We start from the raw sequence: 15743 nt of genomic DNA on the forward strand, positions 1-15743 counted from the left end.
CGAATGCGCGTTGGGTTGGTGCTGGCCGAGTCCCGAGGCGGGATAGGGCAGCACGTTGCCTCCCTGGTGCCCAGGTTCGTCGCGGCCGGGCATGAGGTGGTCGTCTGCGCACCGCCAGGTACTGCCGATCACTTCGACTTCGGCCAAGCTCTTATGGTCTCCAACCCGGCAGGTCTGCGTGGTTGCGACGTAACGCATGCGCATGGCTACAGAGCCGGGATGACGGCGCTGCAGGACCGTACGCGTCTCCGCCCACTCATAGTCACGTGGCACAACGCTGTGATCACCAAGGGCTTCAAGGGCTTTGTGATGCGGCTAGGTCAGCGTCTGGTCGCACGTGGCGCAGACGTCACCCTGGGCGCCTCTACCGACTTGGTAGACCTTGCCCGTGGTCTAGGTGCCAAGGACGTTCGCCTGGCGCCTGTGGCCGCTCCAGCCGTCTCTGAGAGCCGTACGTCGCCTGAGGCTGTACGCATCAAGCTTGGTATCGGGGACGCGCCACTGGTGCTCTCGGTCGGGCGGCTCGCTCCGCAGAAGGACTACTCGACACTGCTCGACGTGGCGGCGCTTGTCGGCTCTAAGCAGCCAGAAGTCGTTTTCGCTGTCGTAGGCGGCGGGCCGCTCCAGGAGGAGCTGCAGGCGCGTATCGATGCGGAAGGCCTTCCGGTTCGCCTGCTCGGTCACAGAGACGATGTGGGCGATCTACTCCGTGCAGCCGACGTCTTCCTGCTCACCTCGCACTGGGAGGCCCGGGCTCTGGTGATCCAGGAGGCCCTGCAAGTCGGCGTGCCGGTTGTGGCGACTGCTGTGGGCGGAATCCCCGAGCTGGTGGGGGAGGCGGCTCTGCTCGCGCCGGCGGGCGACACGCCCGCACTCGCGGTCGGCGTACAAACTCTTGTGGCGGACCCGGAAACAGCCTCCGTCTTACGGGATCGAGGCTTGAAGCTGGCCGGAACGTGGCCGGACGAAGACGATGTCGCCCGCGATCTGCTCGCGCTTTATGCGGGTCTGGTCACGAGCACCCCCTGAGAGCAGGTAGGCTGAAGGCCCGTGGACAGAGCTTCGTTCTCGCAGCAGACCAAGCACGTATTCGTCACCGGTGGCGTCGCCTCCAGCCTAGGCAAAGGGCTGACGGCTTCCAGCCTCGGCAGTCTGCTGACGGCACGCGGCATCCGGGTCACCATGCAGAAGCTGGATCCGTATCTCAACGTGGATCCCGGCACCATGAACCCGTTCCAGCACGGCGAGGTGTTCGTCACCAATGACGGCGCCGAAACCGACCTGGACATCGGACATTACGAGCGTTTCCTCGATCGCGACCTTTCCCAGGTCGCCAACGTCACCACCGGCCAGGTGTACTCCTCGGTCATCGCCAAAGAACGTCGCGGCGAGTACCTGGGCGACACCGTCCAGGTGATCCCGCACATCACCAACGAGATCAAGGACCGGATGCTGGCCATGGCCGGTCCGGACGTCGATGTCGTCCTGCACGAGATCGGCGGCACGGTCGGTGACATCGAGTCACTGCCGTTCCTGGAGGCGGCCCGCCAGGTCCGTCACGATGTCGGCCGCGACAACGTCTTCTTCCTGCACATCTCGCTGGTGCCCTACCTGGCGCCGTCGGGTGAGCTGAAGACCAAGCCGACGCAGCACTCGGTGGCCCAGCTCCGCTCGATCGGTATCCAGCCCGACGCGGTCGTCTGCCGCGCGGATCGCCCGATCCCGGACAGCGTCAAGCGCAAGATCTCGCTGATGTGCGACGTCGATGTCGAGGCCGTCGTGGCCGCGGTCGACGCGCCGAGCATCTACGACATCCCCAAGGTGCTGCACTCCGAAGGCCTGGACGCCTTCGTCGTTCGGCGGCTGAACCTGCCGTTCCGCGATGTCGACTGGACGCGCTGGGACGAGCTGCTCCGGGTCGTGCACCACCCGGCCGACGAGGTCACGGTCGCGCTCGTCGGTAAGTACATCGACCTCCCCGACGCGTATCTCTCGGTCGCCGAGGCCCTGCGCGCCGGCGGTTTCAACAACGACGCAAAGGTGCAGCTGCGCTGGATCGCGTCCGACGAGTGCGCGACGCCCGAGGCCGCGGCGAAGCTGCTCGGCGACGTGGACGCGATCTGCATTCCCGGCGGCTTCGGCGTGCGTGGCATCGAGGGCAAGATCGGCGCGATCCGGTTCGCCCGCGAGTCCGGTACGCCGATCCTCGGGCTGTGCCTCGGCCTGCAGTGCATGGTGATCGAGGTGGCTCGCGACCTGGCCGGTCTGACCGAGGCGAACTCCAGCGAGTTCGACCCGGACGCCGAGCAGCCGGTCGTCGCCACCATGGAAGAGCAGAAGGACATCGTCTCCGGCGCGGGCGACCTCGGCGGCACGATGCGCCTCGGCCTCTACCCGGCGAACCTGTCCGAGGGCTCGATTGTGCGCGAGCTGTACGGCGCTCCGTCGGTCCAGGAGCGTCACCGCCATCGCTACGAGGTCAACAACGCCTACCGCGACAAGTTGGAGACGGCCGGTCTGGTCTTCAGTGGTACGTCGCCGGACAACGAGCTGGTCGAGTTCATCGAGCTGGACCGCAAGCTGCACCCGTACTTCGTCGCCACCCAGGCCCACCCGGAGCTGCGCTCACGGCCGACCAAGCCGCATCCGCTGTTCTCCGGCCTGATCTCGGCAGCGTTGGTCCGTCAGCGTGAATCGCGTCTTCCCGTTGAAGCGCCTGTTGCTGGGTCGGCTGCGCCGGTTCCGCCGGTGAAGAAGGCCGCCAAGGCGTCGGCGGCGAAGGCCTGATGGATCAGCCTGAGCTCCGGTTCGGCGCGGGCCTGCGGGACGAGGCCGAGTCCTGGCCGGTGACCGAATCCGAGATCGTGCACGCGACGGGCCGGGTCATCTCGGTCCGTCGCGACCGGATCGAACCGGCGTCCGGCGAGGCGTTCACCCGCGACATCGTCGAACACCCCGGCGCGGTCGGCGTGGTGGCGCTCGACGAGAACGAGCGCATGCTGCTCGTCCGGCAGTACCGCCACCCGGTCCGCCACCGGCTGCTCGAGCCACCGGCAGGCCTCCTCGACGTACAGGGGGAGGACTACCGAATCGGCGCCGAGCGCGAGCTCTGGGAGGAGGCCGCCACCAAGGCCGCCGACTGGCGCGTCCTGGTCGACGCCTTCACCTCACCGGGCCTGACGTCAGAGGCCGTGCGCATCTTCCTGGCCCGCGAGCTGTCGGCCGCCGACGAGGTCTACGACCGCCTCCACGAGGAAGCCGACATGGAAGTCGTCTGGGCGCCCCTCGCAGACGTCGTCAAGGCCGTCCTAGCCGGCGACCTCCACAACCCAGTCCTAGTAATGGGCGCCCTAGCCGCCTGGACCACCCTCCACACCACCGGCTTCGCCTCCCTCCGCCCAGCCAACGCCCCCTGGCCGGCCAAAGACGCCTGAGGCCCCTGCGCTTGGGTGCGCAGGGGCCGCTTAGGTCAGCCGGTGCGGCGGGCTAGGAGGATGTCGGTTTTTAGGTTGGGGGCGCCGTCTACGGGGGCCGGGTTTTCGGGGGTGGGCTTGATGCCGCCGGCGTTGATCCGGTCGAGGGTGGCCAGGCCTAGGCGGTCTACCGAGCCGAAGATGGTGTAGTTGGGGCGGAGGCGGGAGTCGCCGAATACCAGGAAGAACTGGCTGCCGTTGGTGTCGGGGCCGGCGTTGGCCATGGCCAGGGTGCCGCGGGCGTAGATCTTGCGCTCGCCGGTGGGGTCGTCCGGCCAGTTGGGAAGGTCAGTGGGCAGTTCGTCCTTGTAGCGGTAGCCCGGGCCCTTCTCGCCGGTGCCACTCGGGTCACCGCACTGCAACACCTTCAGCGTCGGGTACTGCGTCAGGCGGTGGCAGGTGGTGAAGTCGTAGAAACGCTTCTTGGCCAGGTGGAGGAAGCTCTGCACCGTGCAGGGCGCCTTGGCCCGGTCTAGCGACAAGAGCATCGGGCCCTGGTTGGTGGCGAGTATGACCGTCACCTTGCCCCTGTCCGGCGTGTGAGCCGGGTCGGGCGGCAGCGATACAGGGCGAGCCGCCGGGTCGTCCGGGGTCTCGGTGTACTTGCAGGGGCCCTTGGTCACTTCAGGAATGTCTGCTGCGTACGTCGTGCCAGTAGTCGCCACCAACCCAGTTACGGCCAGGGCGGTGGCAGCGATTGTTCGGGCTACTCGCATGTCAGGGGATCTCCCTCAGGAATAGGCGACGGTGAAGAGCCGGAGGCTGGTGTTGCCCGGCAGCGTCACGCTAACGGGCCGCTTGCCTGCCGGGAAGTCAAACGGCTTGGTGGCGAAGATATGCGTCGCCACGTTGTCCTTGCCTCCGCCGGACTGGTTCCGGTACGGCGTGGTCGCGATGACCAGGTTGCCGAAGTGCACGGTGTCGCCGCCGCCACCGAGCGTCCAGTCGCTGAACGACAGGTCGACCTCCTCGGTCGTGCCGTCGGCGTACTTCAGCGTGGCCTTGTCCTCCTGGTTGCCATTGACCGCACTGCCGACGAACGCCAGCTTGGTCGCAGTGGCCGGCACGTCCAGGTTGAGGAGTTGCCCGTTCATGGCGACGTTGTCGGGATCACCAGCCGGTACGCCGGGCCACGTGAACGTCAGACCCTGCTGCGTCGTCGTGCCGCCACCGGTTAGTCCAGCCGCCGCAAGCGCCTGCCGGGAATAGCTGACGCCACCACCGTCGTAGTCGGCCTCCTCGTGGTCACCCGCGTCATCCGAGATACCCACGCCATCGCGCAATACGGCCATCGTGTTCGGTTCACCAACTACAACCGAGAACCCGAGCCGGGGGAGCGCCGTACCGTCTGCAGCGGTCAGTGCCACCGATACGTCGTACCGGCCGTCAGGGGTGCCCGGTGCGACCTCAATCGACACTGAGGCACTACCGGTCTGGTCTACGGCGAAGGAACCGCTTGCAGGCTTAGCGATTAGCCCTGCCGGCGTGGTGACGGTATAGCTCACAGTGCTGGCTTTACCGCTCAGGCGATGCGCCTTGATCACCACGGGCTCGGTGCTGGTCGTACCGGGCGCTACGACAATTCGACTGGTGCTGGTTGATGTCTGGTACGGCAGCTCGCCGGTACGCCACGAAGGCGGCGCGTCATTCGGCTTGCTACCCCACGACGTGTTCGCGGTGGCGCCGATCTTGAAGTCGAGCGTGCCGCCGTTGGTGACGAAGGACTCCGGCAGGTACGTCTTGCTGGTGGTCTTGCCGTTGACCTTCAGGCTCTGGACGTACGGCGTATCGGTGGTCGCGCCGGGCGCGTTGATGCGAACCGTACGGCCGTTGTCGCGGTGGACGACCGCGCTCGGGAAGAGTGGTCCGGCCACGAGGAGCTCCGCACGGCTCGGCACCTGCGGGTAGAGGCCGAGGGCGGTCCAGACGTACCACGAGGACATCGCACCGAGGTCGTCGTTGCCGGGGATACCGCCGGTTCCCGCGTTCCAGAGTTGCTTCATGGACTCGCGGAGAGTCTCCTGCGTCTTGTACGGCTGGCCGCTGTAGTTGTACGTCCACGGCACGTTGATCGACGGCTCGTTGTCCATCTCGGCGTGGAGCGCACCCGCGCGCGTCAACGCCCAGGAGCCGTCAGGGTTGCGGAAGAACGCGTCGAGCCGTTTGTTGGCCGCGTCAACGCCTCCCATCGCGTCGAACAGGCCTGCCCGGTTGTGCGGGATCATCCAGGTGTACTGGGCGCTACTGCCCTCTGCGAAGCCGTCACCGGTCTCAGGTACGAAGGCCGGCCAGGCGCCGTTCTCGTCCCGGTTCTGGATGTAGCCACCAGCTCCCGGGTTGAAGACGTTCTGCCAGTACTGCGACCGCTTGAGGAACTTGTCGTACGTCGCCCTGTCACCAGTACGTCTAGCCAGCTCTGCGATCGCGAAGTCGGCAGTGACGTCCTCAAGCGTCTCTACCGCGCCACCCCAGGCGTTGGACTTAGTGGGGATGTAGTGAAGCGCGAGGTACTTGTCGAGCGACGGGCGCTGTCCGATCGACATGACCGGCTTACCGGCAGAGCTGAGGTCCTTGGCCGTTGGCACGGTCGCGGCCTTCACCAATGACTTGAGCGAGGCCTTGACGTCGAAGTTCGTACCGCCGAACGCGTGGATTCCTGCGAGTGCTGGAGCCGACGGATCGCCCGTCATCACCGCCGTACTGCCCGAGGCGTGAGTCCAGCGGTCCCAGACGCCGCCGTTCTGGTTGGCCTGGTTCAGCAGGGATTGCGCGACATCGCCCGCGATCTTCGGCTCTAGGAACGCCAGTAGTTGTACCTGTGATCGGTAGACGTCCCAGCCGGAGAACGTGGCGTACTGCGCGGTCTGGCCCTTACTGACGCGATGAGCCTGCTGGTCGAATCCCCAGTACTGGCCGTTGACATCGCTGAACAGGTTCGGGTGCAGCAACGCGTGGTACAGCGCGGTGTAGAAGGTCGTCCGCTCGTCGGTAGTTCCTCCGGTGATCTCTACCCGCTTGAGCTGCTTGTGCCAGGCCTGCTTCGCCTTGGCGGTTACAGACTCCAGCGTGGTCCCTGCCGGGTTCTCCGCGTTGAGGTTGGCCTTGGCGTTCGCCGTACTCACGTAGGAGATACCGACGCGCATGTTGACCGTCTTGGCGTCGAAGCCCAGGTATGCGCCAGAGCCTTTACCAGCGGGCATCCAGCCGTTAGTCCCGTACGTCGAACCGCCGCGGGCTACGAGACCACTGGGCTGTACGACGTTGTTCGTCCAGGTGCCGTGGTTGCTGAAGGGCTGATCGAACTGTGCGACGAAGTGGAGCTTGTAGTAACTACGCTGGCCTACCGTCGCCAGGTAGCCGCAGAAGTTGCCACTGGTCACAGTGCCGCTGACAGTTCGCGTTGCCGGGTCTACCCGCACCTCGGCGTCACTGCTGCCTACTTCGGAGTTGGCGACACGGAACAGCACCGATGACGGCTTGTCGGCAGGGAAGGCGAAACGCGCAGAGCCGGTACGGGCGGTCGCGCCGAGTTCAGCGGTCACACCCGAGTCGAGGCCGACCTTGTAGTAGCCGGGCTTGGCGATCTCGTTGGCGTGCGAGAACTTGCTGGCGTAAACCGAGTCGGTGTTGTCCGTCTGCGGCGACGACTCGACCGTACCGGCGTGCGGGAAGATCGGGATGTCGCCGGAACCACCCGCGCAGCCCGTGCCCGACATATGCGTCAGGCTGAAGCCGCGGATCTTGGTGGCGGTGTAGAGATAACCCGCGGGCGCCGCCGTGCGGAACTGGTTGCCGCGGCTGTTCTCCGGGCTGAACGAGAACATCCCGAACGGGACGACCGCGCCCGGGAAGACGTTGCCGGCGTTCGTCGTACCGATCAGCGGGTCAACGTGCTCGACGGGATCGGCCGAACTGGTCGTGATCCGCGACGGTACATCCAGCTGAGCCCCACGCTCCAGCTGATGCGTCGGCTGATCCCGGTCAACAGTGGACGGGACGCCAGGCGACGGAACACCGGCGGCCGGTGCGGCCAGGGCGATCGCCAGGACGAGTGAGCCAGCCAGCACGGCTTGAGCGCGGCGGCGTACGGCAAAAAGTGAACCCTTCACGGGCTTTCCCCACCTTCGACATCGGGACACGTCGCAGCCTCGCCGCGATCAGCGACCAAGCAGCGACGGCACGGGCGGCGTGACATCGTTGTCAGCAAAGGAAACCCGACTCCCGGCCTCACGTCAAGACTTTCCGTTACGCCTCAACCCCGCTCCGCAACCAACTTCTTTGCGTTCATTCGTCGGAATCCGCCCTCTTCCCGTCGCGATCCTGTGCCGGTCCGCTGAGGTTGAGAGGGCGGATTCCGACGAATGAACGCAAAGAAGGGGTCCACCGCGCTCCCTCGCCACGCAGTACGACCGGCGGATGGACTAGGCGGCGGCGCCGCGGGGTTCGCCGGAGATTTCGGCGAGGGCGGTGGCGACGGTGCGGGCGTTGGCGCGGAACTCCTCGTCGGGGAGCGCCGGCAAGAGGTCCGACCAGGCGGCGATCATCGGGCCACGCAACTGCATCTGCCCGAGCGGCCGGGCGAGGAACCAGACATGGAAATGCGAGCCGCCGTCGCCCCACCGGTTGAAGTGGCACCGCGCGACGCTGTCGATGCGCCGTACGGCCTCGGTCGTGCGCTGCAGCATCGGGCCGAGCGTGGCCAGCAACTCCGGCGGCAAATTGTCGAGCCGGTAGTGCTCGTTCGGGACCAGCAGCGCCATCATCGGCAGGCCCGTCGGCTCCAGGCCGGCCAGGAGCCGCCACTGGTCATCCCGCCAGATCACGTCGCGCTCCGGCTCTGAGCAGCTGTGGCACGGGTGCCCGCCCTCTTCCCCGGCCCGAGGCGGTTCGGGCAGCACGGGCTCGGCGAGCGGCTTCACCTGGATGTCGCCCTCGAAGGGGAAGAACGGGCTTTCGAGCATCGGATCGACCGGCACACGCTCGCCGTACGGGAGTCGCTGGTGGTACTCACTGAGACTGGTCACGGCGCTCATTGTGCCGCTCGATAACGTCTGAGGCATGACGAATAAGCCCGCGCTGGCGGTTGCACTGGAGCTCGAGCAGCATCCCGAGGGCGGGTGGTTTCGCGAGACCTGGCGGTCGGTCGTCAGCTTCGAGCCGCCCGGGTACGACGGTGGGCGCGCGTCGGCGACGGCGATCTACTTCCTGCTGGCACCGGGGGAGGAGTCGCGCTGGCATCGGGTGAAGTCGGCCGAGATCTGGCTCTGGCACTCCGGCGGCCCGCTGGAGCTCACCCTTGGCGGCAGCGGGGACGACCCGGGCGATCCGCGGACGATCGTGCTCGGGCCCGATGTGGCGAACGGCCAGCACCCCCAAGCCGTCGTACCGGCCGGGGCATGGCAAGCCGCCCGCCCGGCCGGTGACGTCGAGGTGCTGGTCTCATGCGTGGTCTCACCCGGCTTCGACTTCGCCGACTTCGAACTGCGTTAAGAGCTACGGCGTCGGGGGACCAGTCACCCAGCCGCCGGTCTCGTTCTCTTCGGAGTAGAACCAGCCGCCTGGCCTAGGCCACCAACCGACTTTCAGTTGCGAGACGAACCCGTCCGCGTGGCTGATCACGTGGACGAGTGCTGCGTCGAGGGGCCGCCTCAGCATTTGCTCGTGGCTGCGGGTCACTTCGACGCCGTGCTCGGTCAGGAGGCCGTGCACTTCCGCCAGCTGCAGCTTTCCGACAGATGCGATGGGTCGCGGCGTGATCGCCTCAGGCAGGATCAGCGGTTGATCGCCGGTGAACGTGATGGTGATGGCGGCGAGCGCAAGGTCCAGTCCAGCCCCACGCCGGGTCGTGGAATCCCTGCTGAAGCACCTCATGCTGAGTTCAAGTGGAGAGTCCCGGCGCTTGCTGAGTTCAACCGGACAGTAGCGGTACGACTGGAAACAATCGTCACCTTGCCCGTTCTTGATCCTTCTGGGTTCCCCGATCAGCTGCACCACGTCCGCTGGTGACATACCCAAGACCAGCGGACCGAAGGTGCCACTTCGGCAGAATTCGACCAGAAACTCATCCATAGTGCGAAAACTCAGAACAACACCGTCGCGAGCGCCTCGTAACCAGGCAGCAGATCGAGATCGGTGTGCCCGAGCTGCTGGATGACGACGTGATCGGCACCGGCTTCCAGATGCGCGGTCAGGCCGTCGCTGATCTCGACAGCGCTGCCGTGCAGGACCAGCTCATCGATCAGCCGGTCGCTGCCGCCGTTGTCGATATCGTGCTGCGCATAACCGATGCGGCGCAGGTTCTTCCGGTAATTCGTCAGCCCGAGATACGGCTTCTCGACGTACGGCCGGCCGATCGACCGGGCGATGTCGTCGTCGGTCTCCAGCACCACTTTGTGCTCCGGAGCCAGCAGCGCGTTCGGCCCCATCAGCTCGCGGGCCTCGCGGGTGTGCTCCGGCGTCGTCAGGTACGGGATGGCGCCGGCGGTTCGTTCGGCGGCGACCTTCAGCACCTTCGGGCCAAGGGCCGCGAGCAGCCGGCCGGCCACCGGGACCTTGCCTTCGTCGAGGGCGTCCAGGTACTCGATGACCTTGTCGTACGGCGAGCTGTAGACCGCGCTCTGCTCCGGATGGCCGATGCCGACACCGAGGATGAACCTGTTCGGATAGGCGTCCACGAGCCGGTGGTACGACGCGGCGACTTCGGCCGGATTCGACGTCCACATGTTCACGATGCTGGTGCCGATCACCACCGAATTGGTGGCCTTCAGAAGGTTCTCCGCGGCCTGCAGATCAGCTGTCGGAGAGCTGCCGAGCCAAAACGTGCCATATCCGAGCTGCTCCAGCCCTTGGGCCAACTCCGGAGTCCATTTGTGCCACTGATGCCAGACCCCGAACCGCCCCAGCTCGACCGTCACGCCCTGCTCCTCTCGTCGGTGGGTTCATTCCACCACGAGGCGATCAACCGGCTAGCACCGCGAGCAATTCCCGAGGTGCCTCCTCGGGGATGAAGTGCCCGCAGGGCAGGCCCTTACCGTCCAGGTCCGCCGCCCAGTGCGACCAGACCTCCAGTACGTCGAACCACTGCGGCAGGTCGCCGGAATCACCCCAGTAGACCCGCACCGGGCAGACGATCTTCCTCCCGGCGGCCAGGTCGGCCTCGTCGTGGTCCCGGTCCACCGAGGCACCTGCGCGGTAGTCCTGGCACATCGCGTGCACGACCTCGGGCTTCAGCGCGGCCGAGACGTAGTCGGCGAGCGCACCCGGATGTACGTCGACGGGATGTCCCGAGATCGCCGGACTGCCGTTCGGGAACAGGTACTCCGCGGGATCGCGGTTGATCTCGTCCTCTGGCACTGGACATGCCCTGGAGAGCTTGTTCCAGTGCCACTCGCGCTGTAGCTCGTCCGGCTGTTTCTCGGCGGCACGCCACATGTCGGCCGTCGGCACGATGTCCAGCACGGTGAGCCGGGAAATGGACGCCGGATGATCCAGTGCCAGCCGATAGCCGACCCGGCCGCCTCTGTCATGCCCGACCACCTCGAACCGGTCATGCCCGAGTCTGCCCATCAGTTCGACCTGGTCGGCCGCCATCGCCCTTTTGGAATAGGCCTCGGCCGAATCGACCAGTGGCAGCCCGGAACCGCCGTACCCCCTCAAGTCCGGCAACACGACAGTGCGGGTCTTAGCCAGTTCAGGCGCTACCAGATGCCACATGACGTGGGACTCCGGGAATCCGTGCAGTAGCAGGAGTGGCGGGCCGGAGCCGCCTATCCGGCAGCGCACGTCGAATTGGGCCAACCGGATCGTCTGCACTTCGAAGTCGTCGAACACCAAGGAATTAGTACCCCTGAAAACCTCAAAGATGCGCGGCGATCTCCGGAATCCGCTCCTCGAGACCGGCCAGCTGCCGCTCGGTCCGCTCGGGCTCACCGACCTTGGCCAGGTTGAGCATGCCGGGATCGCCAGCGGCCTGCCCTGCCCGGATGACCCGCACCGAACGCGCAACGCGAGCGGTAGCGCCCTTGAGGATCTCCAGTGGGTCGACACCGCCGTACGCATCCGCCATCAAGCGAAGACGCGCAGCCCGGTACGACGCGGCCAGTGGTGCCTCGTACAAGGGTGCTGTGTTCCATGCGGCGAACGCGATGTCGTCCAGCGGTTTGCCGGGGCCGGCCATGTCCCAATCGATCACGCCGACGAACCCGGACTTGTCGCCGACCCAGTTGTAGTAGCCGAAGTCGTGCATACAGACGATCTCGTCCGGCCCTAGCTCCGCACGGCTGTTACGCCATTGGATGACGCCTACAGGCCGGTACGACGCGACCACGCGGTGGTACTCCCTCAGCCAGCGCATGGCCGCCGCGAGCACGTCGTCCGATGGTGGCTCTGTGTAGGTATCACCTGGCAGAAAGTCGAGGATTTCCCGGCCCTGGTCGTCGAACCCGTGCACCCGCGGTACGCCGTACAGGTCGTGGTCAGCGAGGTGCTGGAGCAGCCCGTGCACAGCGGGTGTCCACGGCCCGGCAGGTCGTCGCACGGTGTCACCAACGCGCACCGCGCCGCCAACGTTGCCGCCGGGCAGAGCGATCTCTTCCATTGGTCAACCCTTCGAGCTGTGATGTAAAAGCGCACGCAAAATTTTCGCTAAGAATCACGGAAACGACGCAGAACTTGGGGAATTGGCGTGGAGTCGGAGCAAACCTCACGGACCGCCGTGGCGTCATACAGGAGTGTAATCGTTCTGCAGGGCGGCCGTGTGCGCGTCGCGTTAAGAACAGACCATCCCGTCCGGTGGTATGGACCTTGGAGGCTTACACTCGGCAGCGACCTAGCGGTATCACCCCTCATTCCGGCTGGGCCGCGGTGCCACGAAATCCCGTGAGCCGCTCACCCGAACAGAAGGGCAAGTTGTGAAGGTCGGAGTACCGAAGGAAGTCAAGAACCACGAGTACCGGGTCGCCATCACCCCGGCGGGCGTGCACGAATTCGTGCGCAACGGACACGAGGTTCTGATCGAAAGGGAAGCCGGCGAGGGCTCATCCATTCCCGACGCCGAGTTCGTCGCGGCGGGAGCTCGTATCCTCGACTCCGCCGACGACGTGTGGGCCGACGCCGAGCTGGTGCTGAAGGTCAAGGAGCCGGTCGAAGAGGAGTACCACCGGATGCGCAAGGAGCAGGTGCTGTTCACCTACCTGCACCTGGCCGCCAGCCGGGACTGCACCTCCGCGCTGCTCAAGTCCGGCACGACTGGGATCGCCTATGAAACCGTGCAGGCCCCGGACGGGTCGCTGCCGCTGCTCGCGCCGATGAGCGAGGTCGCCGGCCGGCTCGCGCCGCAGGCCGGTGCCTACCACCTGATGCGTACCGGTGGCGGTCGCGGCATCCTGATGGGCGGTGTCTCCGGTGTGCACGCGGCCCGGGTCGTCGTCATCGGCGCCGGCGTCTCCGGCATGAACGCGGCCGCGATCGCGCTCGGGATGCAGGCCGAGGTGCAGCTGCTCGACCGCAACATCAACCGGCTGCGCGAGGCCGACCGGATCTACCAGGGCCACCTGCAGACGGTCGCGTCGAACGCGTTCGAGGTCGAGCGGGCCGTGCTGTCCGCGGATATGGTCATCGGCGCCGTGCTGATCCCCGGTGCGAAGGCGCCGATGCTGATCAGCAACGAACTGGTCTCGCGGATGAAGCCCGGCAGCGTGCTCGTCGACATCTCGATCGACCAGGGCGGCTGTTTCGAGGACTCGCGCCCGACCACGCACGCCGATCCGGTCTACCGCGTGCACAACTCGTTGTTCTACTGCGTCGCGAACATGCCCGGCGCCGTACCGAACACCTCCACGCACGCACTCACCAACGTGACCTTGCCGTACGCCGTGGAGCTGGCCAACCTCGGCTGGCGCGAGGCGTGCAAGAAGGACCACAGCCTGGCCCTCGGCCTGAACACGCACGACGGTCACGTCACCTACGGGCCCGTCGCGGACGCACACGACCTGGACCATGTCGGCCTCGACGAGGTGCTGGCCTGAGCACGGAGATCACCCGGGCCGTCAGCTCGTACCTCGACCACCTCACGGTCGAGCGCGGGCTGGCGGCCAACACCCTCGCGTCGTACCGCCGTGATCTCAAGCGGTACGTCGGATTCCTGGCGGAGGCCTCGGTTTCCGAGCTGTCCGGGATTTCGGAGGCCTCCGTCTCGGGCTTCTTGATGCGTTTGCGCGAGGGGGATGCGGACCACCCGCCGCTCACCACGTCGAGCGCGGGCCGGAGTGTCGTGGCGGTGCGGGGGTTTCACCGGTTTTGCTTGCGCGAGGGGTTGACCGGCACGGACCCGGCCGCCGCGGTCAAGCCGCCGCCGCCTCCGCAGCGGTTGCCGAAGGCGTTGTCGGTTGATGAGGTGACGCGCATTCTGAACGCGGCCGCGGGGGAGGACGTGTTGAACGCGCGGGATGCGGCGCTGCTCGAGTTCTTGTACGGGACGGGCGCGCGCATCTCTGAGGCCGTCGGGCTGGATGTGGACGACATCGACATCGAGGCCGGCGCGGTTTTGCTGCGTGGCAAGGGCGGCAAGGAGCGGGTCGTACCGGTGGGGTCGTACGCGTTGGAGGCTCTGTCTGCTTATAAGGTCCGCGCTCGGCCCGAGTTGGTGTCGCGAGGGCGGGGCAGTCATGCGCTCTTTCTTAATGCGCGAGGTGGTCGGTTGTCTCGGCAGAGCGCGTGGACGGTTCTGCGCCGCGCGGCCGCGAAGGCTGGGATCGCGAAGGAGATCTCGCCGCACACCCTGCGCCACTCCTTCGCCACCCACCTCCTCGACGGCGGCGCCGACGTCCGCGTCGTCCAAGAGCTCCTAGGCCACGCCTCGGTGACCACCACCCAGGTCTACACCTTGGTAACCGTCGACAAACTCCGCGAAATCTACGCCACCACCCATCCAAGGGCCCTCTAGCCGGGCGAGCGAGCGGCTGTGTTTGTTGGCCAGCGAGTGGCCCCCCTTTACTTTTCGTCCGCGAGTGGTCGCATCTGGTCCGGGGATGTGGGTGCCTGGTTGGGCGCCGCGCGGACCAGATGCGACCACTCGCGGACGAAAAGGGGGACCGCTCGCGGCAAAAGCAACCTGGCGGACGTTGGTTCATTTACGTGTGGGCGTTAGGACGGCGTGGTGGTCAGGATTTGGCCGGATCGGGTTGTCAGCATGTCGGGGCCGTAGTGGTTTGCGGTGATGAAGAGGGTTTGGCCGGTTGGGCCGCCTAGGGCGCAGGAGAAGGCGCCGCGGTCGACGTTGATGGTTGGAGGATCTCGCCGCCTTCGCGGATGTGGACGCATTGTTGCTTTGGGACGGAGGCGTACCAGATCGTGCCGTCAGCGGCTAGGCAGATGCCGTCTGGGGCGGCGCCGTCGGGGAGGGCGGCCCAGATTCGGCGGTTGGTCAGGGTGGCGTTGGGGGTGACGTCGAAGGCGGTGAGGCGGTCGGCGTAGGACTCGGCCACGATCAGGGTCGAGCCGTCTGGGGTTAGGGCCATGCCGTTGGGGAAGGCGACGTTGTCGGCTACTTGGGTGACGCTGCCGTCGGGGGTGACCAGCGCGATGACGCCGGGCTGGAACTCGCCGTACGGGAACTCGAAGTTGATGCAGTTCACGTAGGCGTTGCCCTGCTGGTCGACGACGATCTCGTTCCAAGGGTGGGTGGATACGCCGGACAGGTCGGCGTACGTCGTCAGCGAACCGTCGTGCTCGCGGCACAGCACCCGGGACTCGCCGCCGGATACCACCAGCAGTCGGCCGTCCGGCAGCCAGTCGAAGCAGAACGGCATCGACGGCATCTCCAGTACGACCTCACTCCGGCCCTCCAGGTCGACCGCGATCAGCTGCCGCGCACCCCAGTCGGAGAACCAGAGGCGGCCGTCGTGCCAGCGCGGCGACTCGACCATCACCAACTCGGTCATCAAGGCGGACAACTCGGACATGGTGAACTCCCTCGCTCGGGCACCCTGGTGGCGCCTTCATACCGGAGTAGAAGCCGCCGCGCGATTTTCGACATCCGGCGACCGATCGGCTTTGACGCCCGTCGTACGAGCCGGTGCAGCGTTGGGTGGTAGCAGGCTGCAGCCGCGCGAACACCCCGTGCGGTGGAACCCGCCTGGCGGGCGGAAAAGTCATCCCACAGCGGACGACCTGACCCCTCTACGGAGTGGCCGCTTGAGAGTGCTTGAATGCACGCCTACAGTCGCTGGGATCGCCCGTATCGGTGGAAAGGTTTGACGAGTTGTGAACGAG

The 15743-nt window shown here is 66.4% G+C and carries 14 protein-coding genes; 6 read left to right on the top strand and 8 right to left on the bottom strand.

Translation table 11 applies throughout. The features are described from left to right. Window positions 1-3 precede the first annotated feature (3 nt). The 3 genes from OG394_RS37080 to OG394_RS37090 are packed head-to-tail and all read left to right on the top strand — an operon-like array spanning window position 4 to window position 3434. Window positions 4-1029 carry a glycosyltransferase family 4 protein gene (locus OG394_RS37080; protein ID WP_328991966.1) on the top strand — a complete coding sequence of 342 codons (1026 nt, stop codon included), beginning with the start codon at window positions 4-6 and terminating at the stop codon, window positions 1027-1029. 21 nt (window positions 1030-1050) lie between these two features. After that, on the top strand, window positions 1051-2787 hold the full coding sequence (locus tag OG394_RS37085; protein ID WP_328991967.1) for a CTP synthase: 1737 nt from the start codon (window positions 1051-1053) through the stop codon (window positions 2785-2787). Beyond that, window positions 2787-3434, top strand: coding sequence for an NUDIX hydrolase (locus OG394_RS37090; RefSeq protein WP_328991968.1), 648 nt, complete (start codon window positions 2787-2789; stop codon window positions 3432-3434). The genes OG394_RS37085 and OG394_RS37090 overlap by 1 nt, the downstream gene beginning before the upstream one ends. A gap of 35 nt (window positions 3435-3469) precedes the next feature. On the opposite strand, the gene OG394_RS37095 is transcribed toward OG394_RS37090, so the two are convergent. The 3 genes from OG394_RS37095 to OG394_RS37105 all read right to left on the bottom strand — a co-directional run bounded on the left by OG394_RS37095 (window position 3470) and on the right by OG394_RS37105 (window position 8497). After that, complete coding sequence (locus OG394_RS37095) at window positions 3470-4189, bottom strand: peptidylprolyl isomerase (RefSeq protein WP_328991969.1); 720 nt, start codon at window positions 4187-4189, stop codon at window positions 3470-3472. A gap of 15 nt (window positions 4190-4204) precedes the next feature. Then, window positions 4205-7582 (bottom strand): GH92 family glycosyl hydrolase, encoded by a 3378-nt coding sequence (locus tag OG394_RS37100; RefSeq protein ID WP_328991970.1) that lies wholly within the window; start codon window positions 7580-7582, stop codon window positions 4205-4207. A gap of 312 nt (window positions 7583-7894) precedes the next feature. Next, window positions 7895-8497 (bottom strand): hypothetical protein, encoded by a 603-nt coding sequence (locus tag OG394_RS37105; protein WP_328991971.1) that lies wholly within the window; start codon window positions 8495-8497, stop codon window positions 7895-7897. A gap of 34 nt (window positions 8498-8531) precedes the next feature. Here OG394_RS37105 and OG394_RS37110 point away from each other — a divergent pair, with 34 nt between their 5' ends. Continuing rightward, the gene (locus tag OG394_RS37110; protein ID WP_328991972.1) at window positions 8532-8963 is read left to right on the top strand and encodes a cupin domain-containing protein; all 432 of its coding nucleotides are present in this window, start codon (window positions 8532-8534) and stop codon (window positions 8961-8963) included. A gap of 3 nt (window positions 8964-8966) precedes the next feature. On the opposite strand, the gene OG394_RS37115 is transcribed toward OG394_RS37110, so the two are convergent. The 4 genes from OG394_RS37115 to OG394_RS37130 are packed head-to-tail and all read right to left on the bottom strand — an operon-like array spanning window position 8967 to window position 12069. Beyond that, the gene (locus OG394_RS37115; RefSeq protein WP_328991973.1) at window positions 8967-9542 is read right to left on the bottom strand and encodes a hypothetical protein; all 576 of its coding nucleotides are present in this window, start codon (window positions 9540-9542) and stop codon (window positions 8967-8969) included. Between the two features lie 11 nt (window positions 9543-9553). Beyond that, window positions 9554-10387, bottom strand: a complete 834-nt coding sequence (locus OG394_RS37120) for an LLM class F420-dependent oxidoreductase (protein WP_328991974.1) — start codon at window positions 10385-10387, stop codon at window positions 9554-9556. A gap of 43 nt (window positions 10388-10430) precedes the next feature. After that, on the bottom strand, window positions 10431-11303 hold the full coding sequence (locus OG394_RS37125) for an alpha/beta fold hydrolase (protein WP_328991975.1): 873 nt from the start codon (window positions 11301-11303) through the stop codon (window positions 10431-10433). Between the two features lie 25 nt (window positions 11304-11328). Then, window positions 11329-12069: a phosphotransferase gene (locus OG394_RS37130; RefSeq protein WP_328991976.1), complete on the bottom strand. Its 741-nt coding sequence runs from the start codon at window positions 12067-12069 to the stop codon at window positions 11329-11331. Window positions 12070-12382: 313 nt separating this feature from the next. Here OG394_RS37130 and ald point away from each other — a divergent pair, with 313 nt between their 5' ends. Together ald and xerD are read left to right on the top strand one after the other, a co-directional pair. Further along, window positions 12383-13498, top strand: a complete 1116-nt coding sequence (ald, locus tag OG394_RS37135; protein ID WP_328991977.1) for an alanine dehydrogenase — start codon at window positions 12383-12385, stop codon at window positions 13496-13498. 8 nt (window positions 13499-13506) lie between these two features. Then, window positions 13507-14415, top strand: coding sequence for a site-specific tyrosine recombinase XerD (xerD, locus tag OG394_RS37140; protein WP_442914317.1), 909 nt, complete (start codon window positions 13507-13509; stop codon window positions 14413-14415). 301 nt (window positions 14416-14716) lie between these two features. Here xerD and OG394_RS37145 read toward each other — a convergent pair whose 3' ends face one another. After that, window positions 14717-15433, bottom strand: coding sequence for an SMP-30/gluconolactonase/LRE family protein (locus OG394_RS37145; protein WP_328991978.1), 717 nt, complete (start codon window positions 15431-15433; stop codon window positions 14717-14719). Between the last annotated feature and the right edge of the window lie 310 nt (window positions 15434-15743).

It is taken from the genome of Kribbella sp. NBC_01245 (assembly GCF_036226525.1).
GTDB lineage: Bacteria > Actinomycetota > Actinomycetes > Propionibacteriales > Kribbellaceae > Kribbella.